Source organism: Streptomyces sp. NPDC001828 (assembly GCF_042892175.1).
GTDB lineage: Bacteria > Actinomycetota > Actinomycetes > Streptomycetales > Streptomycetaceae > Streptomyces.
Genome location: NZ_JBIATV010000001.1, coordinates 1 through 20,199 on the forward strand (window position 1 = coordinate 1; position 20,199 = coordinate 20,199).

General features: G+C 69.9%; 17 protein-coding genes, 1 rRNA gene and 1 riboswitch. Of the genes, 14 read left to right on the forward strand and 4 right to left on the reverse strand.

Annotation, left to right across the window (positions count from 1 at the left end):
• Nucleotides 1-132: 132 nt before the first annotated feature.
• From rrf to ACFYZA_RS00055, 11 genes are all read left to right on the forward strand, one after another.
• A 5S ribosomal RNA gene (gene rrf, locus ACFYZA_RS00005) occupies nucleotides 133-249 on the forward strand.
• A 184-nt stretch (nucleotides 250-433) separates the two neighbouring features.
• A complete protein-coding gene (locus ACFYZA_RS00010) occupies nucleotides 434-1,042 on the forward strand; it encodes a CDP-alcohol phosphatidyltransferase family protein (protein WP_100572761.1) in 609 nt (202 codons plus the stop codon).
• A gap of 114 nt (nucleotides 1,043-1,156) precedes the next feature.
• Complete coding sequence (locus tag ACFYZA_RS00015) at nucleotides 1,157-3,652, forward strand: sugar phosphate nucleotidyltransferase (RefSeq protein WP_382586541.1); 2,496 nt, start codon at nucleotides 1,157-1,159, stop codon at nucleotides 3,650-3,652.
• A 97-nt stretch (nucleotides 3,653-3,749) separates the two neighbouring features.
• Nucleotides 3,750-4,673, forward strand: a complete 924-nt coding sequence (locus ACFYZA_RS00020; RefSeq protein WP_382586544.1) for a DUF881 domain-containing protein — start codon at nucleotides 3,750-3,752, stop codon at nucleotides 4,671-4,673.
• Nucleotides 4,670-5,002, forward strand: coding sequence for a small basic family protein (locus ACFYZA_RS00025; protein ID WP_031069011.1), 333 nt, complete (start codon nucleotides 4,670-4,672; stop codon nucleotides 5,000-5,002). The genes ACFYZA_RS00020 and ACFYZA_RS00025 overlap by 4 nt, the downstream gene beginning before the upstream one ends.
• Before the next feature lie 5 nt (nucleotides 5,003-5,007).
• The gene (locus ACFYZA_RS00030) at nucleotides 5,008-5,820 is read left to right on the forward strand and encodes a DUF881 domain-containing protein (RefSeq protein ID WP_382586548.1); all 813 of its coding nucleotides are present in this window, start codon (nucleotides 5,008-5,010) and stop codon (nucleotides 5,818-5,820) included.
• A 148-nt stretch (nucleotides 5,821-5,968) separates the two neighbouring features.
• Complete coding sequence (locus ACFYZA_RS00035; RefSeq protein WP_382587447.1) at nucleotides 5,969-6,847, forward strand: FHA domain-containing protein; 879 nt, start codon at nucleotides 5,969-5,971, stop codon at nucleotides 6,845-6,847.
• 20 nt (nucleotides 6,848-6,867) lie between these two features.
• Nucleotides 6,868-7,611 (forward strand): MerR family transcriptional regulator, encoded by a 744-nt coding sequence (locus tag ACFYZA_RS00040; protein WP_388485808.1) that lies wholly within the window; start codon nucleotides 6,868-6,870, stop codon nucleotides 7,609-7,611.
• A 53-nt stretch (nucleotides 7,612-7,664) separates the two neighbouring features.
• Entirely contained in the window at nucleotides 7,665-8,138 is a 474-nt protein-coding gene (locus ACFYZA_RS00045; RefSeq protein WP_006123076.1) for a bifunctional nuclease family protein, read from the forward strand.
• A gap of 224 nt (nucleotides 8,139-8,362) precedes the next feature.
• The gene (locus tag ACFYZA_RS00050; RefSeq protein WP_382587450.1) at nucleotides 8,363-8,950 is read left to right on the forward strand and encodes a MerR family transcriptional regulator; all 588 of its coding nucleotides are present in this window, start codon (nucleotides 8,363-8,365) and stop codon (nucleotides 8,948-8,950) included.
• Between the two features lie 56 nt (nucleotides 8,951-9,006).
• Nucleotides 9,007-10,530, forward strand: a complete 1,524-nt coding sequence (locus ACFYZA_RS00055) for a DNA polymerase IV (protein ID WP_388485811.1) — start codon at nucleotides 9,007-9,009, stop codon at nucleotides 10,528-10,530.
• Here ACFYZA_RS00055 and ACFYZA_RS00060 read toward each other — a convergent pair.
• Nucleotides 10,446-10,835 carry a PRC-barrel domain-containing protein gene (locus ACFYZA_RS00060; RefSeq protein WP_161244386.1) on the reverse strand — a complete coding sequence of 130 codons (390 nt, stop codon included), beginning with the start codon at nucleotides 10,833-10,835 and terminating at the stop codon, nucleotides 10,446-10,448. The genes ACFYZA_RS00055 and ACFYZA_RS00060 overlap by 85 nt on opposite strands.
• Before the next feature lie 124 nt (nucleotides 10,836-10,959).
• Nucleotides 10,960-11,066: riboswitch (glycine riboswitch) on the forward strand.
• A gap of 194 nt (nucleotides 11,067-11,260) precedes the next feature.
• Between ACFYZA_RS00060 and gcvP the strand changes: the two genes are divergently transcribed.
• The gene (gene gcvP, locus ACFYZA_RS00065) at nucleotides 11,261-14,146 is read left to right on the forward strand and encodes an aminomethyl-transferring glycine dehydrogenase (RefSeq protein WP_382586560.1); all 2,886 of its coding nucleotides are present in this window, start codon (nucleotides 11,261-11,263) and stop codon (nucleotides 14,144-14,146) included.
• Between the two features lie 121 nt (nucleotides 14,147-14,267).
• Here gcvP and ACFYZA_RS00070 read toward each other — a convergent pair whose 3' ends face one another.
• Together ACFYZA_RS00070 and ACFYZA_RS00075 are read right to left on the reverse strand one after the other, a co-directional pair.
• Nucleotides 14,268-14,474: a DUF5999 family protein gene (locus ACFYZA_RS00070; protein ID WP_275901355.1), complete on the reverse strand. Its 207-nt coding sequence runs from the start codon at nucleotides 14,472-14,474 to the stop codon at nucleotides 14,268-14,270.
• 330 nt (nucleotides 14,475-14,804) lie between these two features.
• Nucleotides 14,805-15,392, reverse strand: a complete 588-nt coding sequence (locus ACFYZA_RS00075; protein WP_382586564.1) for a hypothetical protein — start codon at nucleotides 15,390-15,392, stop codon at nucleotides 14,805-14,807.
• A 490-nt stretch (nucleotides 15,393-15,882) separates the two neighbouring features.
• Between ACFYZA_RS00075 and ACFYZA_RS00080 the strand changes: the two genes are divergently transcribed.
• On the forward strand, nucleotides 15,883-17,403 hold the full coding sequence (locus ACFYZA_RS00080) for a glutamate--cysteine ligase (RefSeq protein ID WP_382586567.1): 1,521 nt from the start codon (nucleotides 15,883-15,885) through the stop codon (nucleotides 17,401-17,403).
• Between the two features lie 18 nt (nucleotides 17,404-17,421).
• On the opposite strand, the gene ACFYZA_RS00085 is transcribed toward ACFYZA_RS00080, so the two are convergent.
• Complete coding sequence (locus ACFYZA_RS00085) at nucleotides 17,422-19,212, reverse strand: substrate-binding and VWA domain-containing protein (protein WP_388485814.1); 1,791 nt, start codon at nucleotides 19,210-19,212, stop codon at nucleotides 17,422-17,424.
• Nucleotides 19,213-19,376: 164 nt separating this feature from the next.
• On the opposite strand from ACFYZA_RS00085, the gene ACFYZA_RS00090 reads away from it, so the two are divergent.
• Nucleotides 19,377-20,180, forward strand: coding sequence for a CPBP family intramembrane glutamic endopeptidase (locus ACFYZA_RS00090; protein WP_382586573.1), 804 nt, complete (start codon nucleotides 19,377-19,379; stop codon nucleotides 20,178-20,180).
• Nucleotides 20,181-20,199 lie beyond the last annotated feature (19 nt).

Sequence of the window (20,199 nt, forward strand, 5' to 3'; positions counted from 1 at the left end):
ATGTGGAAGCCCGGTAACGGGTGGAGCTGACTGGTACTAATAGGCCGAGGGCTTGTCCTCAGTTGCTCGCGTCCACTGTGTTTGTTCTGAAGCAATGAACTCCCATGTCGGTTGAGTTCAACTTCATAGTGTTTCGGTGGTCATAGCGTTAGGGAAACGCCCGGTTACATTCCGAACCCGGAAGCTAAGCCTTTCAGCGCCGATGGTACTGCAGGGGGGACCCTGTGGGAGAGTAGGACGCCGCCGAACAATTTTTAGGGGAAAGCCCCGCACCAGACCGTAAGGAATTACGGTCACGGTGCGGGGCTTTTTCGTGTTTCCGTCCGCTTTGTGAGGTGCTGGCCTGGTGCTCCTACCCCCTGTGCAGCATTGGCGCGTGCTGACGGTAGGGTCAGGGGGCATCGTCGGCACATTTCCCACAGGAGGCCCCCGGGTGGAGGTCCAGGAGACTCGCGTTCAGACGGACCGGGTGCTCACCATCCCCAATATTCTCAGCATGGCGCGCCTGGTCGGCGTTCCGCTCTTCCTGTGGCTGATCCTCCGCCCCGTCTTCGGCGGTCCGAACAGTGATGGCTGGGCCCTGCTGGTGTTGGCGCTGAGCGGTGTCAGTGACTACTTGGACGGCAAGCTGGCCCGGCGGTGGAACCAGATCAGCAATCTGGGACGCCTGCTCGACCCCGCCGCCGACCGGTTGTACATCCTTTCCACGCTCGTCGGCCTCACCTGGCGGGAGATCCTGCCGATTTGGTTGACCGCTGCCCTGGTGGCACGCGAGTTGATGCTTCTGGTGATGGTGGGAATCCTTCGCCGGCATGGCTATCCGCCGCCGCAGGTGAACTTCCTGGGCAAGGCCGCCACGTTCAACTTGATGTACGCCTTCCCGTTGCTGCTGCTCAGCGACGGGCACGGGTGGCTGGCCTCCCTGGCGGCGATTTTCGGATGGGCGTTCGCTGGGTGGGGTACAACTCTGTATTGGTGGGCAGGAATCTTGTATGTGGTTCAGGTCCGCCGGTTGGTGAAGGCGGACGCAGCGGCCGATTAGCTCGGCGACCGCGGCCCCCGACGGGTAGTCGGCGGACGCGTGTGGCGCCAGAGGCCTTGCCCGTCCGGGCGAAGTCGGCCAGACCGCCGTCTCTTCGAGGAGGACGTTTCCGACATGAAGGCCGTCGTTATGGCTGGTGGCGAGGGCACACGCCTTCGCCCCATGACTTCGAGCATGCCCAAGCCGCTCCTGCCGGTCGTCAATCGACCGATCATGGAGCACGTGCTGCGGCTGCTCAAGCGGCATGGGCTCAATGAGACCGTCGTGACCGTGCAGTTTCTGGCGTCGCTCGTCAGGAACTACTTCGGTGACGGAGAAGAGCTCGGAATGGAGCTCACCTATGCCAATGAAGAGAAGCCCCTCGGTACCGCAGGCAGCGTCAAGAACGCCGAGGAAGCTCTCAAGGACGATGCCTTCCTGGTCATTTCTGGTGACGCCCTCACCGATTTCGACCTGACCGATCTCATCAATTTCCACAAGGAGAAGGGCGCACTCGTCACGGTGTGCCTGACGCGCGTCCCCAACCCCCTTGAATTCGGCATCACCATCGTCGACGAAGAGGGTAAGGTCGAGCGCTTCCTGGAGAAGCCGACGTGGGGTCAGGTCTTCTCCGACACGGTGAATACGGGCATCTACGTGATGGAGCCCGAGGTATTCGACTACGTCGAGGCCGACAAGTCCGTCGACTGGTCCGGCGATGTCTTCCCGCAGCTGATGAAGGAAGGCAAGCCGATCTACGGCTATGTCGCCGAGGGCTACTGGGAGGACGTCGGCACGCACGAGAGCTACGTCAAGGCGCAGGCCGACGTACTCGAGGGCAAGGTCGACGTCGACATCGACGGGTTCGAGATCTCCCCGGGCGTGTGGGTCGCGGAAGGTGCCGAGGTCCACCCCGACGCGGTGCTGCGCGGGCCCCTCTACATCGGCGACTACGCCAAGGTCGAAGCGGATGTGGAAATCCGCGAGCACACCGTCGTGGGCTCGAACGTGGTCGTCAAGAGCGGCGCCTTCCTGCACAAGGCCGTCGTCCACGACAACGTCTACATCGGGCAGCACAGCAATCTCCGCGGCTGTGTGATCGGCAAGAACACCGACATCATGCGGGCCGCCCGCATCGAGGACGGCGCTGTCATCGGCGACGAATGCCTCGTCGGTGAGGAATCGATTGTCCAGGGGAACGTCAGGGTCTATCCCTTCAAGACCATCGAGGCCGGTGCATTCGTCAACACCTCGGTGATCTGGGAATCCAGAGGCCAGGCCCATCTCTTCGGAGCCCGTGGTGTCTCCGGGATCCTGAACGTCGAGATCACACCCGAACTCGCCGTACGCCTCGCCGGTGCGTACGCCACGACGCTGAAGAAGGGGTCGACCGTCACCACGGCGCGCGACCACTCCCGTGGCGCGCGTGCGCTGAAGCGGGCCGTCATCTCGGCGCTGCAGGCCAGCGCCATAGACGTACGGGACCTGGAGAACGTGCCGCTGCCCGTCGCACGGCAGCAGACCGCGCGGGGCAGCGCCGGCGGGATCATGATCCGGACGTCACCGGGTGTCCCGGATTCCGTGGACATCATGTTCTTCGACGAGCGGGGCGCCGACCTTTCCCAGGCCGGACAGCGCAAGCTCGACCGGGTCTACGCCCGCCAGGAATACCGGCGCGCCTTCCCCGGTGAGATCGGCGACCTGCAGTTCCCCTCCAGCGTCTTCGACTCGTACACCGGGTCGCTGCTGCGCAAGGCCGACACCACCGGGATCGCGGAGGCGGGGCTCAAGGTCGTCGTCGACGCGTCCAACGGAAGCGCCGGCCTGGTGCTGCCCAGCCTGCTGGGTCGGCTCAAGGTGGATGCGCTGACGATCAACCCCGGTCTCGACGAGTCGAGGCCCACCGAGTCCGTGGAGAGCCGGCGTGCCGGTCTTGTGCGGCTCGGGGAGATCGTCGCCTCGGCGCGGGCGGCCTTCGGGGTGCGGTTCGACCCGGTCGGCGAGCGGCTTTCGCTGGTCGACGAGCGGGGCCGGATCGTCGAGGACGACCGTGCGCTCCTGGTGATGCTGGACCTGGTCGCGGCCGAGCGGCGCAGCGGCAGGGTGGCTCTGCCGGTCACGACCACCAGGATCGCCGAGCAGGTCGCCGCGTACCACGGCACGCAGGTGGAGTGGACGACGACCTCTCCGGACGATCTGACGCGGGTGGGCCGCGAGGAGTCCACGATCTTCGGCGGCGATGGGCGCGGCGGGTTCATCGTGCCCGAGTTCAGCAGCGTCTTCGACGGTGCGGCCGCGTTCGTGCGGCTCATCGGGCTGGTGGCGCGCACCCAGCTCACGCTCAGCCAGATCGACGCCCGGATTCCGCAGGCGCACGTCCTCAAGCGGGACATCCCGACGCCGTGGGCGGTCAAGGGCATGGTCATGCGCCGCGTGGTGGAGGCCGCCGGGGGCCGGTCCGTGGACACCACGGACGGCGTGCGGGTCGTCGAGGCCGACGGCCGCTGGGTGATGGTGCTGCCCGACCCGGCCGAGGCCGTCACCCATTTGTGGGCCGAGGGGCCGGACGACGTGTCGGCTCAGGCGCTGCTCGACGAGTGGGCCGCAGTGGTCGACAGCGCAGGTCACTGACGTCGTAGCGGTGTGCCGGGCCGGGCCTTCGGGCCCGGCCCGGCACACCGGTGGGGCCATTCGGTGGTAGCGCCGACGACGTGCGACGATGTGCGGCATGCCGCAGCAGCCCCCCGTTCGGAGCACGCCGTCTCCGCCCCCGCGTCCCGACGCGTCGATGTCGCTGCTGACCAATGTCATGGACCACGCGCTCGACGACGGATACGCGGAGGCGACCGCTCGGCGCAAGGCCGAGGGCCAGGCAGGGATGCCGCGCACGCTGAAGGCGAAGCTGGGCCTCGCGGCCGGTCTGGTGCTCGCCGCCCTCGTGGTGACGGTCGGCGCGGCGCAGGCCCGTATCACCGCCCCTGTGGTCGCCAAGGAGCGCCAGGAGCTGATCGACCGGGTTGACTCGGAGACCAAGGCCGCCGACAAGCTGCAGAGCGAAGTGGACGGGCTGCGGACCGAGGTCGGGGACCGGCAGCGCAAGGCGCTGGAGAAACACGGCGGGGACCAGGGCGAATTGGTGGCGCTCCTGTCCGGCGCGACGGAGGTGCACGGCTCCGGCGTGAAGCTGGTGGTCGACGACGCCAAGGAGACCTCCCAGGGCGACGGCAGCCGGCCGCGCGAGAGCACGACGTTCGCCGACACCGGTCGCGTACGCGACCGTGACATGCAGCGGGTCGTCAACGGGCTGTGGCAGTCGGGCGCTGAGGCGATCGCCATCAACGGGCAGCGCCTGACATCGTTTTCGGCGATCCGGGCCGCGGGCGACGCCATACTGGTCGACAACAGGCCACTGGTGCCGCCCTACACGGTGCTCGCGGTGGGCGACGGCAAGAAGCTGAGCACCGATTTCCAGGACAGCGCGGACGGCCAGTACCTGCATGTGCTCCAGCAGAACTACGGGATCAGGGCCAGTATTTCGGCCGAGGGCGACGTGCGTCTCCCGGCGGCGCCGAGCCTGACCGTGCGTACCGCAAAACCAATGGCCACGGGCGCCGGCAAGGGCGCGGCCGACACAGGGAAGGGCACATCGTGATCGCCGTACTTGGCCTTGTCGTGGGAGTCGTGGTCGGACTTTTCGTCCGGCCCGAGGTGCCTGCGGTGGTCGAGCCGTATCTGCCGATCGCCGTGGTCGCGGCACTGGACGCGGTCTTCGGCGGGCTCCGTGCCATGCTCGACGGCATCTTCGTCGACAAGGTCTTCGTGGTCTCGTTCCTGTCGAACGTGGTGGTCGCGGCGCTGATCGTGTTCCTCGGCGACAAGTTGGGCGTCGGCGCGCAGCTGTCGACCGGCGTGGTCGTGGTGCTCGGCATCCGGATCTTCTCCAACGCGGCCGCCATCCGCCGGCACGTCTTCAGGGCCTGAGGCCGATGAGCGACGTGGAGAAGAACACCGGTCCGGGTGACGGCGACGAGGAGCGGCCCGTCGACGCGCCGGGTGAAACCGCCGAGGCGAAGGCCCCGCTGACGGGGCGCCAGCGGCTCGCCGCCGGCCTGTGGCCCCCGCGGGTCAGCCGGGCGCAGCTCATCGTGGCGCTGCTGCTGTTCGTCCTGGGTCTCGGGCTCGCCATTCAGGTCCGCTCGAACAGCGACAACAGCGCGCTGCGCGGGGCCCGCCAGGAGGACCTGGTGCGCATCCTGGATGAACTGGATTCCCGTACGAAGCGTCTCGAGGACGAGAAGCAGCGTCTGGAGGGCCAGCGCACCGAGCTGGAGACCAGCTCCAACCAGGCGGAGGAGGCGCGCAAGCAGACCGTCGAGAAGGAGCAGCAGCTCGGCATCCTGGCCGGGACGGTCGCGGCGCAGGGCCCCGGCATCACGTTGACGATCAGCGACCCCAAGGGCGCCGTCGAGTCCGACAAGGTGCTTGACACGGTGCAGGAGCTGCGCGCTGCGGGCGCGGAGGCGATCCAGATCAATGACGTCCGCGTGGTGGCCAATACGTACTTCTCCGACGAGACCGGCGGCATCGGAGTGGACGGAACCAAGGTCACCGCCCCGTACGTCTTCAAGGTGATCGGCAGGCCGCAGGATCTGGAGCCGGCGCTCAACATCCCTGGTGGAGTGGTGCAGACTCTGGAGAAGGAGCAGGCCACCGCCACTGTGGTCCGCTCGGAGAAGATCATCGTGAACGCCTTGCGAGCCGCGAAGCGGCCTGACTACGCTCAGTCGTCCTCGCACTGATGGGGGCATGCGTGAGAGCTGCCGCACAAGGGCAGGACGTTGCGGGGGGTCGCCGCTCCGTAACAGTGGTGCGTGGTGGAAACTGTTTGGCGGATACGGACGTTGTGAGGATGTCCGGTTCGGCCGGTGTGTTGGTTCTGGGTTCGTCCTGCCCCACGGGCGGGTCTATTTCGGTCAAGGGGAATCGCCCGTGAAGTTGTTTGCGAAGTTGTTCGGCAAGAGCGCACGCCAGGACGGCGGCAGCGCCGCCAGGCACCGTGCTCAGCGCCCCGGAGAGCCGGAGGAGCAGGGCGGCGAGCGCCCGCTGTTCCGCGATGAGGTGGCTGGTTCCGGAGGCGACATTCCGGGCGCGTCGTCTGTTGACCCCGCCGGTGCGGGGCGCATAGGTTTCGGGGATCCGTCAACCTCAAGTACGGGTGGAGGGTTTGGCTCCGACCCGTATGCCACCAGCGCCCACGCGGTGCCGCCGCGGCAGGAGGATCCTTCGATGTCGGGCATGCCTGTTTGTACGAGGTGCGGGCACACCAACCCCGCAGCCAGTCGCTTCTGCTCCAACTGCGGTGCTCCGCTGCGCGCCGGTGTCGTTCCGGAGCGCGCCTCCGAGACCACCTCGACCATCTCGATCTCCGGCCTCGAGGCGTACGACGCCGAAGTCACCGGGCAGACGCAGCTGCCGTCGCTCTCCCCGGAGGCGCAGGCCGCCGTCGACGCCCTGCCGTTGGGCTCGGCGCTCCTGGTGGTGCGCCGCGGGCCGAACTCGGGAAGCCGATTCCTCCTGGACGGCGAGCTGACCACGGCCGGCCGCCACCCGCAGAGCGACATCTTCCTCGACGACGTGACGGTCTCGCGCCGCCACGTGGAGTTCCGGCGCGGTCCCGACGGGCGTTTCACCGTCTCCGACGTCGGCAGTCTCAACGGCACGTACGTGAACCGTGAGCGCATCGACTCCGTCGACCTGGCCAATGGCGACGAGGTCCAGATCGGCAAGTACCGGCTGGTCTTCTACGCGAGCCAGCGCGCGCTCTGAGCCCCGGCCAGGGAAGGTCCATGCTGCAGACACCGACGGGCGGTGCCGGATCCGGCACCGCCACCGCGGGCGGCCGCCTGATGAGCATCGGCGGCGTCCTCGGCCAGCTGCGCGAAGAATTTCCCGAAGTGACGATCTCGAAGATCCGGTTCCTCGAGTCCGAGGGCCTGGTGGAGCCCCGGCGTACGCCATCGGGGTACCGCAAGTTCAGTGCCGAGGACGTAGAGCGGCTGGCCCAGGTGCTGCGGATGCAGCGGGACCACTATCTGCCGCTCAAGGTCATCCGCGAGCACCTGGATGCCCTCGCCCGGGGCGAACAGCCCGCCCTGCCGTCCTCGGGCGGCTCCCGTGAGCTGCTCGACGGCCTGGGTGAGCCCGAGGCCGAGCGTCCCACGGCCGCCCGGGTGGGCCGGGCCGAGCTCATGGCGGCCGCCGAGGCCTCCGAGGCGGAGCTGGCCGAATGGGAGTCCTACGGGCTTGTCACGCCCGGGCCCGACGGTGGTTTCGACGCCGAATCGGTGAATGTGGCACGCCTTGTGGCCGATATGGGGCGGTTCGGTCTGGAACCGCGCCATTTGCGCGCCATGAAGGCTGCGGCCGACCGTGAGGCGGGACTGGTCGAGCAGGTGGTGGCACCCCTGCGATTGCACCGTAATCCGCAGACCAGGGCCCATGCGGAGGCCACCACGAAGGAGCTCGCGGCGCTCTCCGTACGGCTCCACGCGGCACTCGTGCAGACCGCCCTGGGTGTCCGGCTTCACTGATCTTGTAGGTGCCCGACTACCCAAACCTGCCGAGCACGTCCTAGGGTTGCTGTGTGAACGAGCTCGACGTCGTGGGTGTCCGGGTGGAAATGCCCTCCAACCAACCGATCGTGCTCCTGCGTGAAGTAGGAGGCGACCGGTACCTCCCCATCTGGATCGGTCCGGGGGAGGCGACCGCGATCGCCTTCGCCCAGCAGGGCATGGCGCCGGCGCGGCCGCTGACGCACGACCTCTTCAAGGACGTCCTTGAGGCCGTGGGCCAGGAGCTGACCGAGGTCCGCATCACGGACCTGCGCGAAGGCGTCTTCTACGCGGAGCTGGTCTTCGCCAGTGGGGTCGAGGTGAGCGCGCGGCCGTCCGACGCCATAGCGCTGGCTCTGCGCACCGGCACGCCGATCTACGGCAGTGACGGGGTGCTCGACGATGCCGGCATCGCGATCCCGGACGAGCAGGAGGACGAGGTCGAGAAGTTCCGTGAGTTCCTCGACCAGATCTCGCCCGAGGACTTCGGTACCAACAGCCAATGAGCACCGGAAACGAGTGATCCGGCGGCCGTCGGAGTGGTGTCGCGCGCTGCGCGTGCGCCGGAGGGGTTTCGGCGCATTCGAGTAGCCTTTCCCGCAAGAGAGACACGGGAAACCACTCTCAGGGTGATTATCACTCGGCGTGCCGAGTGTGGCGATCGTTGACGCACCCCGAGTGACTGCCTACCTTCGAGTGGGCAGGTCAAGGACGGAGGGTCGGCGTGAGTATGAGCGGCGACGGTACGGCAGGGGGCGCTCCCGGACTCGGTCCGGGGGAGAGCGGGCCGTACCCGCTCCACAGCAGTGCGGCCGACCCGAGTACCGAAACGATCGGATACCGGGGCCCGACCGCGTGCGCGGCGGCGGGGATCACCTACCGACAGCTCGACTACTGGGCGCGTACCGGTCTGGTCGAGCCGAGCGTGCGTCCGGCCTACGGCTCGGGCACGCAGCGCCTCTACAGCTTCCGGGACGTCGTCGTCCTGAAGATCGTCAAGCGTTTCCTCGACACCGGGGTCGCCCTCCAGAACATCCGCGCCGCCGTGCAGCACCTGCGTGAGCGCGGCTTCCGCGATCTGGAGCGGATGACGTTGATGAGCGACGGTGCCACCGTCTACGAGTGCTCGTCCCCCGACGAGGTGGTGAACCTCCTCCAGGGCGGCCAGGGCATCTTCGGCATCGCCGTCGGCGTGGTGTGGCAGGACGTCGAGGCGGCGCTCTCCCAGCTGCACGGTGAGCGCGTCGACACCGGCGAGACCCTGGTCGGCCACAACCCGGCCGATGAGCTGGCCAGGCGGCGCAACCGCGCGGTCTGACGCCCCGGCGGCGCCGCCGGGGCCGATTGTCAGTGGCGTACGGCAGCATCAGTGATGTGAGAGCCGCGCCGACCATTCTGCATCTCGACATGGATGCCTTCTTCGCCGCCGCAGAGCAGGCGTCGAAGCCGAGCCTGCGCGGAAAGCCGGTCGTGGTGGGCGGGCTCGGGCCGCGCGGAGTGGTCTCGACGGCGTCGTACGAGGCGAGACGCTTCGGGGTGCGTTCGGCGATGCCGATGGCGCAGGCCCGGCGGCTCTGTCCCAACGCCGCCTATCTGGTGCCGCGCTTCCAGCTGTACCGCACCATCAGCGAACAGGTGATGGAGCTGCTCGGCCGGCTGTCGCCGTTGGTCGAGCCGCTGAGCCTGGACGAGGCGTTCGTGGACCTGGAGGCCGGCGGGGTGGCCTTCGAGTCGGCCTCGGCGCGGGCGGCCGGTGAGCGGCTGCGCAGGGACATCAGGGCGGTCACCGGGCTGAGCGGGTCGGTCGGGCTCGCCGGATCCAAGATGCTGGCCAAGATCGCCTCGGAGGAGGCCAAGCCGGACGGGCTCGTCCTGATAGAGCCGGGCACCGAGCGCGAGCTCCTCGGGCCGATGTCGGTGCGCACCCTGCCGGGGGTGGGCCCGGCCACCGGGGAACATCTGCGCCGGGCCGGGATGACCACCGTGGCCGACCTCGTCGAGGCGGGCGAGGACGAGCTCGTACGGCTCCTGGGCAAGTCGCACGGCGCCTCGCTCTACCGGATGGCGGCCGGGCACGACGACCGGCCCGTGGTGGCCGAGCGGGACGCGAAGTCGGTGTCCGTGGAGGACACCTTCGATGTGGACCTGCACGACCGGCTGAGGATCACCATCGAGGTGGGGCGGCTCGCCGACCGGTGTGTGCAGCGGCTGCGGGCGTCGGGGCACTCGGGCCGCACCATCGTGCTCAAGGTACGTCGGTACGACTTCTCCACGCTGACCAGGTCCGAGACCCTGCGCGGGCCCACCGACGACCCCGCGGTGGTCCGGGAGGCCGCCGCGCGGCTCCTTGAGGCGGTGGACACCACGGGCGGGGTGCGGCTGCTCGGCGTCGGGGTCAGCGGGCTCGCCGACTTCACGCAGGAGGACCTGTTCGCGCAGGCCGCAGGGGAGCGGGCCGTGGAGGAGCCGGCGGGGCCGCTGGGCGAGGAGTCCACCCCGGCCGCCGAGGCGGAGGCGGAGCCCCCGCAGGACCCGGCACAGCGGCGCTGGCTGGCCGGGCACGACGTACGGCATGCCGAGTACGGGCCCGGCTGGGTGCAGGGCAGCGGGGTCGGGCGGGTCACGGTGCGCTTCGAGACGCCGACGGCACGGGCGCCCGGGCGGGTGAGGACGTTCAAGGTGGACGACCCCGGCCTGGAGCCTTCCGAGCCGCTGCCGCTGGTCGAGCCGACCGGAGCGGAGAGCGGGGAGGGAGGAGGGGCCGGAGCGCGGAGGGACGGGGAGGCGGGGGCCGCGGAAGGGGCGGCGGCGGGTCAGGATTCGCCGTTGGCGAGCCGGCCGAAGTCGCGGTCGGAGGGCGGCGGGCCGGGTTCGGGGGCCGCGATGTCCAGACCGTAGTGGTGGTAGAGCTGGAGCTCCTGTTCCGGGGAGAGGTGGCGGCCGACGCCGAAGTCCGGCGCGTCCTTGATCAGGGCACGGTCGTACGGGACGCGCAGCGTCTCGTCGACCAGGGTGCTCGGTTCCAGCGGGACGAAGGCGTCCCGGCTGAACAGTCCGGTGCGCACCGCGGCCCACTCGGGCGCGCCCGTGGCGTCGTCCAGGTAGACCTCGTCCACCGTTCCGATCTTGTGCCCATTGCGGTCGTATGCCTTGCGGCCGATCAGGCTGCGCGGATCGATATCGGTCTGCACGGTCCCTCCAATTGGTCGCAACCGGTTACAACTGCTCCATAAGCACTACGAAAGTGCACATCCCGGGTGTTGGCCACTTGAGCAGGTGAACAAAGAATCGAGCTCGGACCTCGCTGGTACGCTGGCAAGCGGCTGCTGACCCCGTGCGGGAGAGTCCACCGAAGAGCTCATCGAGTTCTCGGCGGACGCCGAAGGAGCAACTCCTCCCCGGAATCTCTCAGGCCCACGGACCGCACGGACGAGGTCACTCTGGAAAGCAGGACGGGGGACGTACGGGCACTTCAGCCCGGGCGGAACCTTTCCTCACCGACGGTGAAAGCCGGGTCGCCCCCATGCGCCCCGGTGAAGCTCTCAGGTTGAGATGACAGAGGGGGAGGCCGTCCGGGTACCCGCGCCGTGGTGCCCCTCGCAGGTCGTGCGACCAGGAGGCCTCCGTCATGACCGCCAACCGCATTCCGCTCAGCCAGCTGGAGCGTGGCATCCCCTTCGAGCAGCGCCACATCGGGCCCGATGCCGAGGCGCAGGCCAAGATGCTCGCCCAGGTCGGCTACGGCTCGCTCGACGAGCTCACAGACGCCGCCGTTCCCGAGGTCATCAAGAGCGCCGGGGCGCTGGGTCTGCCCGAGGCGCGCACCGAGGCCGAGGTGCTGGCCGAGCTGCGCCGGCTCGCGGACCGCAACCAGGTGCTCGCCCCGATGATCGGCCTCGGTTACTACGGCACCTTCACGCCGCCGGTCATCCTGCGCAACGTCATGGAGAACCCGGCCTGGTACACGGCGTACACGCCCTACCAGCCGGAGATCTCGCAGGGCCGCCTGGAGGCGCTGCTCAACTTCCAGACCATGGTCGCCGAGCTGACCGGCCTGCCGACCTCCGGCGCCTCGCTGCTCGACGAGGGCACCGCGGCCGCCGAGGCGCTCGCCCTGTCGCGGCGCGTGGGCAAGGTCAAGGGCGGGGTCTTCCTCGTCGACGCCGACACCCTGCCGCAGACGGTCGCCGTGATCCAGACGCGCGCCGAGCCGACGGGCGTCGAGGTCGTCGTCGCCGACCTGAGCGACGGCATCCCCGCCGAGGCCGCCGAGCGCGGCGTCTTCGGCGTGCTGCTCCAGTACCCGGGCGCCTCCGGCCAGGTCCGCGACCTCAAGCCGGTCATCGACGCGGCCCACGAGCTTGGCGCGATCGTCACGGTCGCCGCCGACCTGCTCGCGCTCACCCTGCTCGCCTCGCCGGGCTCGCTCGGCGCGGACATCGCCGTCGGCACGACCCAGCGCTTCGGTGTCCCGATGGGCTTCGGCGGACCGCACGCCGGGTTCATGGCGGTCCAGGAGAAGTTCGCCCGCAGCCTGCCGGGCCGCCTCGTCGGCGTCTCCGTCGACGCCGACGGCAACAAGGCCTACCGCCTGGCCCTGCAGACCCGCGAGCAGCACATCCGCCGCGAGAAGGCCACCAGCAACATCTGCACCGCGCAGGTGCTGCTCGCCGTGATGGCCGGCATGTACGCCGTCTACCACGGCCCGGACGGCCTGAAGCAGATCGCGCGGCGCACCCACCGCTACGCCGTCGTCCTCGCCGAGGGCCTGAGGGCCGCCGGGGTCGACGTCGCCCACGGCGCCTACTTCGACACGCTGACCGTACGCGTCCCGGGCAAGGCCGCCGAGGCCGTCAAGGCCGCCCGCCAGGGCGGGGTCAACCTGCACCTGGTCGACGCGGACACCGTCTCCTTCGCCTGCGACGAGACCACCACGCGGGCCCAACTGGCCGCAGTCTGGGCCGCGTTCGGGGTCGACGCCGATGTGGAGGCGCTGGACACCGCGGCCGCCGACACGCTGCCGGAGGCGCTGCTGCGCACCGACGAGTACCTGACCCACCCGGTCTTCCACCAGCACCGCTCCGAGACCGCGATGCTGCGCTACCTGCGCAAGCTGGCCGACCGCGACTACGCGCTCGACCGCGGCATGATCCCGCTCGGCTCCTGCACGATGAAGCTGAACGCGACGACCGAGATGGAGCCGGTGACCTGGCCCGAGTTCGGGCAGATCCACCCCTTCGCGCCGGTCGAGCAGGCCGCCGGCTACCTCACGCTCATCCGCGAGCTGGAGGAGCGCCTCGCCGAGGTCACCGGATACGACGCGGTGTCCATCCAGCCCAACGCCGGCTCGCAGGGCGAGCTCGCGGGTCTGCTCGCGGTGCGCGCCTACCACCGCGCCAACGGCGACACCCAGCGCACCATCTGCCTCATCCCGTCCTCCGCGCACGGCACCAACGCCGCGAGCGCCGTGATGGCCGGCATGAAGGTCGTGGTCGTCAAGACCGCGGACGACGGCGAGGTCGACGCCGACGACCTGCGCGCCAAGATCGAGCAGTACCGCGACGAGCTCTCGGTGCTGATGATCACCTACCCGTCCACGCACGGCGTGTTCGAGGAGCACGTCGCCGACATCTGCGCCCTGGTCCACGAGGCCGGCGGCCAGGTGTACGTCGACGGCGCCAACCTCAACGCCCTGGTGGGCCTCGCCAAGCCGGGCAAGTTCGGCGGCGACGTCTCGCACCTCAACCTGCACAAGACGTTCTGCATCCCGCACGGCGGCGGCGGCCCCGGCGTCGGCCCGGTCGGCGTGCGCGCGCACCTCGCCCCGTACCTGCCCAACCACCCGCTCCAGCCGAGCGCCGGCCCCGAGACGGGCGTCGGCCCGATCTCGGCCGCGCCGTGGGGCTCCGCGGGCATCCTGCCGATCTCGTGGGCGTACGTACGTCTGATGGGCGGCGAGGGCCTCAAGCGGGCGACGCAGGTCGCGGTGCTCGCCGCGAACTACATCGCCAAGCGCCTGGAGCCGCACTACCCGGTGCTCTACACGGGCCCCAACGGCCTCGTCGCGCACGAGTGCATCGTGGACCTGCGGCCGCTGTCCAAGGCGACCGGCGTCAGCGTCGACGACATCGCCAAGCGCCTGATCGACTACGGCTTCCACGCTCCGACCATGTCGTTCCCGGTGGCCGGCACGCTGATGATCGAGCCCACCGAGTCCGAGGACCTGGGCGAGATCGACCGGTTCTGCGACACGATGATCGCGATCCGCGGCGAGATCGAGAAGGTCGCCTCCGGCGTCTGGCCGGCCGACGACAACCCGCTCGCCAACGCCCCGCACACCGCGGCCGCGCTCGGCGGCGAGTGGAACCACGCCTACAGCCGCGAGGACGCCGTCTTCCCGGCCGGGGTGTCGGCCGCCGACAAGTACTGGCCGCCGGTCCGCCGCATCGACGGCGCCTTCGGCGACCGCAACCTGGTCTGCTCCTGCCCCCCGCTGGACGAGTACGACCACTGACCCACGCACGCGTAAGGGCCGGTTCGGGGTGTGCTCCCCGGGCCGGCCCTTGTGTTTGTTGTCCGTACCGGACCGCCCCGCTGGGGACCGGTCCGTACGGGAACTGCCCGTACGAGGCCGCCTAGGCGGCCGTCGCCACCTGCTCCGCCGTGAGCGGCCGGTGCGGGGCGATGATCTGCCCGTCCGGCAGCAGCTCACCGGTGTCCTCGAAGAGCAGGACACCGTTGCACAGCAGGCTCCAGCCCTGCTCCGGGTGGTGTGCCACGGGCTGCGCGGCTTCCCGGTCGGCGGAGAAGGCTGTCGGACAGGCTGGCTTGTGCTGGCACATGGATGCGTTCTTTCGCTGCGTCGTGGTGAGTGTGCTGCGGCTCGATGCGTTGTTCATGGCCGCCCCCCGTAGTAAGTCGGTCGGTCCGGTCCCAGTGTTGCCCCACGGGAGTCAATCCGCAGGGATTTCGCGGCAGCGCTTCCTACTGCTTAATGACGTATCACCCGTGCGGACGGTTCAGCTCAACTGGCTTGTCTTTTCGGGTGGTTCGGGGTGGCCCGGCTGGGCTAGCCCGTATGGCGCAGGCGGCGCGTACGCAGCATAGACACACGATGCCCCGCGACCACACTGGTCGCGGGGCACTTTTTTCCCGGGCCGCCGGCGGTGGCGTCAGACGGGCTGGCCGAGCAGCCGGGCGGGGGCCAGGCGCAGGGTGAGTACCGGAAGCAGTTCGCTGACGCGCAGCGGGCGGTGCGCGCAGATTCCGGGCGGGGCGGGCGCCAGCGGCACCAGGAGGTCATGGGGTGCGGGAGTGCCCGAGGCGCCGTCGGCACCGGAGTCGGCGTGCAGCCACAGCGTGAGCATGTACAGCTCGGGGACCGAGAGCAGCCGGGGCTGGTAGTGCGTGGTCAGCTGCTCGGCCTGGCGCAGGGCGCGCTGGGTCGAGGTGATGTAGGGGCCCTCGAAGAAGTGCGAGAAGGCCCAGCCGTCGGGGGTGAGACGGGTGTCCGCTGCGGCGACCGGATGGTCGGGGTCGCTGATCAGGAAGCGCCAGCCGGCCAGGCGGGTGCGCGGGGTCCGGACGCCCGGGGTGATCCCGTCCAGGACGTGGAGCGGGAGCGGCAGTTCGGGAGTGAGCGGACCTTCGGTGGAGCGGAGGGCCGGCGTGCGGGCCTCGCGTACGGCGGTGGGGGAACCGAGTGCCGCGAGGACGCTGCGCAGGGCGGGCGCGGGGGCCGGGGGGACATGCAGCGGCATGGTGGGTCGCCTCTCACTTCGGGAGACACGGTGATGCGGGGGCAGTGCGGACGGCGCTGTCTGCGGTGCGGGGTCAGAGGGGGGCCGACGATGGATGGCCGGGGGCGCCAACTCTCTGCCTCGTTTGCAGAGTTTATACGACACGTGTTCACGCAGTGTTTCGGCTAGCTGTCCTGGATATTGCCCGCAAGTCGGTATCCGGTCCTCCTGGGCAGGCGCTCCACCCGGGGAAATATCCGGTGCGAGGTCCCCACCTGGAAAGCTGTCCCCGCGGGGGTCGGCCGATTCTCGTCGGCGTTTTTCACCATTGACGAGGGGGCGGTAACTGCACGTTGCCGTATGCCCGCTGAATGTGCCGGAGGCCGTAGTCCTCGACGCTACTCCTTCGGCACTGCGCGCGCAGGCGTTATGGATCAGTCAGTCTGGGCATTATCGACCATGACGCGAGCGGCCGGTGTCCCCGGCCGCCCATTCGAGGAGGGACCCTTCGATGGGGGAGAAGGTCGTGGCAGGCGGATTCGACCTGTCCGATCGGCACCGCTACCGGGACAAGCTTCAGCAGTGCCTGGAGGGCCTCGGGAAGCTGCTGGCCCAGAAGCGGTTCGACCGTCCCAGGAACATGATGGGGCTGGAGCTGGAACTGAATCTCGCGGGTCCCGACGGCATGCCGCGCATGATGAATGGCGAGGTGCTGGAGCGCATCGCGAGCAGGGATTTCCAGACCGAACTCGGAATGTTCAACCTGGAAGTGAACATCGCGCCGCACCGGCTCAGCGGCCGGGTTTTCGACCAGCTCGCCGAGGAGCTGCGCACCGGGCTCGGGTATGCCGATCGCAAAGCCGCCGAGGTCGATGCCGGCATCCTCATGATCGGAATTCTGCCGACCCTGACGCAGGACGATCTCGTATCCGGGAATCTCTCCGACGTCGACCGCTACCAGTTGCTGAACGATCAGATAGTGGCCGCCCGCGGGGAGGATTTCACCCTCGACATCCAAGGGGTGGAACGCCTCTCCTGCACCTCGGCGTCGATCACCCCCGAGGCCGCCTGCACCTCCGTGCAGTTGCATCTGCAGGTGACGCCCGCGCGCTTCGCCGCGGTGTGGAACGCGGCCCAGGCCGTCACCGCCGTGCAGATCGCGGTGGGGGCCAACGCGCCCTTCCTGTTCGGGCGCGAGCTGTGGCGGGAGTCGCGGCCGCCGCTGTTCGAGCAGGCCACCGACACCAGGCCGGCCGAGCTGCGGGCCCAGGGAGTGCGTCCGCGCACCTGGTTCGGGGAGCGCTGGGTGTCGTCCGCCTACGAGCTCTTCGAGGAGAACCTGCGGTTCTTCCCGCCGCTGCTGCCGATCTGCGACGAGGAGGAGCCGCTGCGCGTCATCGCGGACGGCGGTGTGCCGAGCCTGAAGGAACTCGTGCTGCACAACGGCACGATCTACCGCTGGAACCGCCCGGTGTACGGGATCGCCGACGGCGTGCCGCACCTCAGGGTGGAGAACCGGGTGCTGCCGGCCGGGCCCACCGTCGTGGACGTGCTCGCCAACGCGGCCTTCTACTACGGCCTGGTGCGCGCCCTCGCGGAGGAGCAGCGCCCGGTGTGGACGCGGCTCCCCTTCGAGTCGGCCGCCTCCAACTTCGACGCCGCCTGCCGCTACGGCATCGACGCCGAACTGCTGTGGCCGGCGCCGAGGCGCGGCGGCGGGGTCACCCGGGTGCCCGCCATCAAGCTCGTACGCGAGGAGCTGCTGCCGCTGGCGGCCGCCGGGCTCGACGCGTGGGGGATCGAGGCGGCCGACCGGGACCACTACCTTGGCATCATCGAGGAGCGCTGCCGTCGCCGGGTGAACGGGGCTTCCTGGCAGGTCGACACCTACCACCGGGCGCTGGCCGCGGGGCTCGGCCGGGAGGCCGCGCTCGCCGCCACCACCCGGCGCTACCGGGAGCTGATGCTGGAGGGCGAGCCCGTGCACACCTGGCCGACGGGCTTCCCCGGCCCCGAGGCACGCCGTCGCTAGCCGTGGTGCTGGGCCTGGCTAGCCGTGGTGCTGGGCCTGGCCGAGGGCCATGATCGCCTGCAGGATCACGGCCTGGATGTCGGCCGGGTCGGTCACCTGGTAGCCGACCCCGCCGGTCGCCCTCGCGATCTGCCGCACCTCGTCCTTGTCGGCCTGCGGGCCGACCGCGATGGCGATCAGCGGCACGGGCCTCGACGGGTCGGTGAGCTTCTGCAGCTGGGCCACCAGGTCGGCCCGCGAGATGCTGCCGGGGTCCTCGTTGGCGCCGTCGGTCAGCAGCACCACCGCGTTGAACTTGCCGCTCGCGTACGTCGAGGTCGCCTCCTTGTAGGCGGCGAGGGTCGTGTCGAACAGGCCCGTGGCTCCGTCCGGCACCGGCTGGAGCGCGGCGAAGGCGGCGGACAGCTTGTCGCGCTGGGTGCGGCCGCCGGCCGCCGGGTCGCCGAGCCGGGCGGTCGGCACCAGACGGCGGTAGTCGCGCGGGCCGTCCAGACGGGTGGCGAAGTCCCACAGGCCGATCTCGTCCTCGGCGGTGAACTGGGAGAGCGCCTGGAGAAGCGAGGCCTTGGTGACGTCCATCCGCGACCGTCCGCCCGCCCCCGGCACCGGCGCCGCCATCGAACCCGAGGCGTCCACCACCGTCGTCAGGCGCGCGCTCTGCACGGTGATCGTCCACATCCCGAGCGCGTCCTGGAGTTCCTGCGCCGACGGCGGTTCGGCGGCGGCGCTCGCGTACGGCTGCGGGGGACTGCCCCCGGCGGCCGCAGGGAGGGGGTCGGCGACGGGCCGGCCCGGCACCCGGAAACCGTGCCCGGCCAGGACCTGGGCGGACTCGGGGTCGCCGAGCAGCGTCAGGAAGCGCATGGCCGCCCGGCTCTCGTCGGTGCTCATGCCCGTCTCGCGGATCATCGTGTACGGGTAGTCGAGCTGGGGTGCGCCGTCCTTGGGGTAGAAGAGCCGCACCTGCTGGTCCGCGCCCCGCGCGCGATGCGCCGCGTTGTAGGCGAAGGCCGCCTGCTCGGACAGGACCACGGCCCCGCTGCTGTGTGAACTGCCTTGGTCCGCAGGGGATTTGGCGAGGGCCAGTGTGTCCGCGACTTGGCCGTCGCCGTCGGTGACCCGCTGCGAGAGCACCTTGGCGAGCGCCGCGGTCCGGGTGCTGCCCTCGGGGCCCGGGCCCGCCGACTTGCCGATGCAGCTCAGCGCGAGCAGGCCCGAGGCGCTGTGGGCGGGGTCGGCCGCGCCCAGGCGCACCTTGTCGTCCCCGGCGGTGGCCATCGCCAACTCGCCCCACCTGTACGTCTTCTGGGGCCAGCCGAGCGCCTTGGCGGCCGGGGGCACCACGCCGAGGGCGACGGGGGAGCCGGCGACATGGCCCGCGGTGACGACGGTGGCCGAGCCGGCCGCGTCCTTCGCCCGGTCCACCCACAGCGAGGCGTCGGGTATCCACACCGCGAAGTCGGGTCTGGCGCGGGAGGTGAAGGAGGCGGCCACCTTGTAGGAGTCGCGGGCGGTCACCCGCACGTCCATGCAGGAGCCGTCCGAGGTGATCTTCTCCTTGCGGGCCCGTTCGGCCACGGCTTCGACGGCCGGCGCCACGTCGGGCGAGGCCACGAGGTCGATCCGTACGGCGGTGGAGGCGCAGGAGCGGCCGAACGAGAGCAGCCCGCGCTGGGCGGCGACGGCGGTTCCCCCGGCCACGGTGAGGACGAGCGCGGTGGCCAGGGCCACGGTCCGTCGCCGGGCGGATTCCGGGCCCGCCCCGGTGCTTGGGTTCGCGGCGTCGTCGGGCAAGCTGTGACGTCCCATGGCGGTGGTGCCCCTCCTTGAATCCCGAACAAGGAAAAGGGGGACCCGCACCCTCGCAATGGCGCCCGTCCCCCGGCCTGTCGCGCGCGATCTTCATAATTTCTTCCGAGACCCTAGCGGGGCGGCGGTGGGGATGGAACGGGATTCGTCAACTGGAGGCAGGTGTGCAGGTGGAGGCCGGGCGCGTGGCTGATTCTCTTCCCGAAGAGGGGACTTCACCGCGAATCCTGCGGTCCGAGACCGTGCTCGTACTGGCGCTCTCGCTCGGCGCGAGCGGAGTGTCGGCGCTGATCAGCTTCATCGGATCGCTCACCAAGCCGGGCGGGCTCAAGCACCAGGCGGCGAACCTCAACACCTCGTACGCCCCCGGGCGGCCGTGGCTCGATCTCGCCTGGCAGCTCTTCGGCATCGCGACCGCGCTCGTGCCGGTCGCGCTCGTGGCCCACCTGCTGCTGCGCGAGCGCGCCGGTGGCCTGCGGGTGATCGGCTTCGACCGGACCAGGCCGTGGCCGGACCTCGGCCGGGGCGTGCTGATCGCCGCCGGGATCGGCAGCGCGGGGCTCGCCTTCTATCTGGTGGCGCGGGCGGTGGGCGGCAATCTGACCGTGGTCCCCGAGTCACTGCCCGACGTGTGGTGGAAGTACCCGGTGCTCGTGCTGTCGGCGCTGCAGAACGCGGTGCTCGAAGAAGTGATCGTGGTGGGGTATCTGCTGCGCAGACTCGGCCAGTTGGGGTGGACGCCGATGGCCGCGCTCGTCGCGAGCTCCGTGCTGCGCGGCTCGTACCACCTCTACCAGGGCGTCGGCGGCTTCCTCGGCAACATGGTGATGGGCGTCGTCTTCGTGCTGCTGTACCGCCGCTGGCAGCGGGTCGGCCCGCTCGTCGTGGCGCACGCGCTGCTCGACATCGGGGCCTTCGTCGGATACGCGCTGCTCGCGGGCAAGGTGAGCTGGCTGCCGACGATGTGAGCCGGCCGGAGGGCGGGGC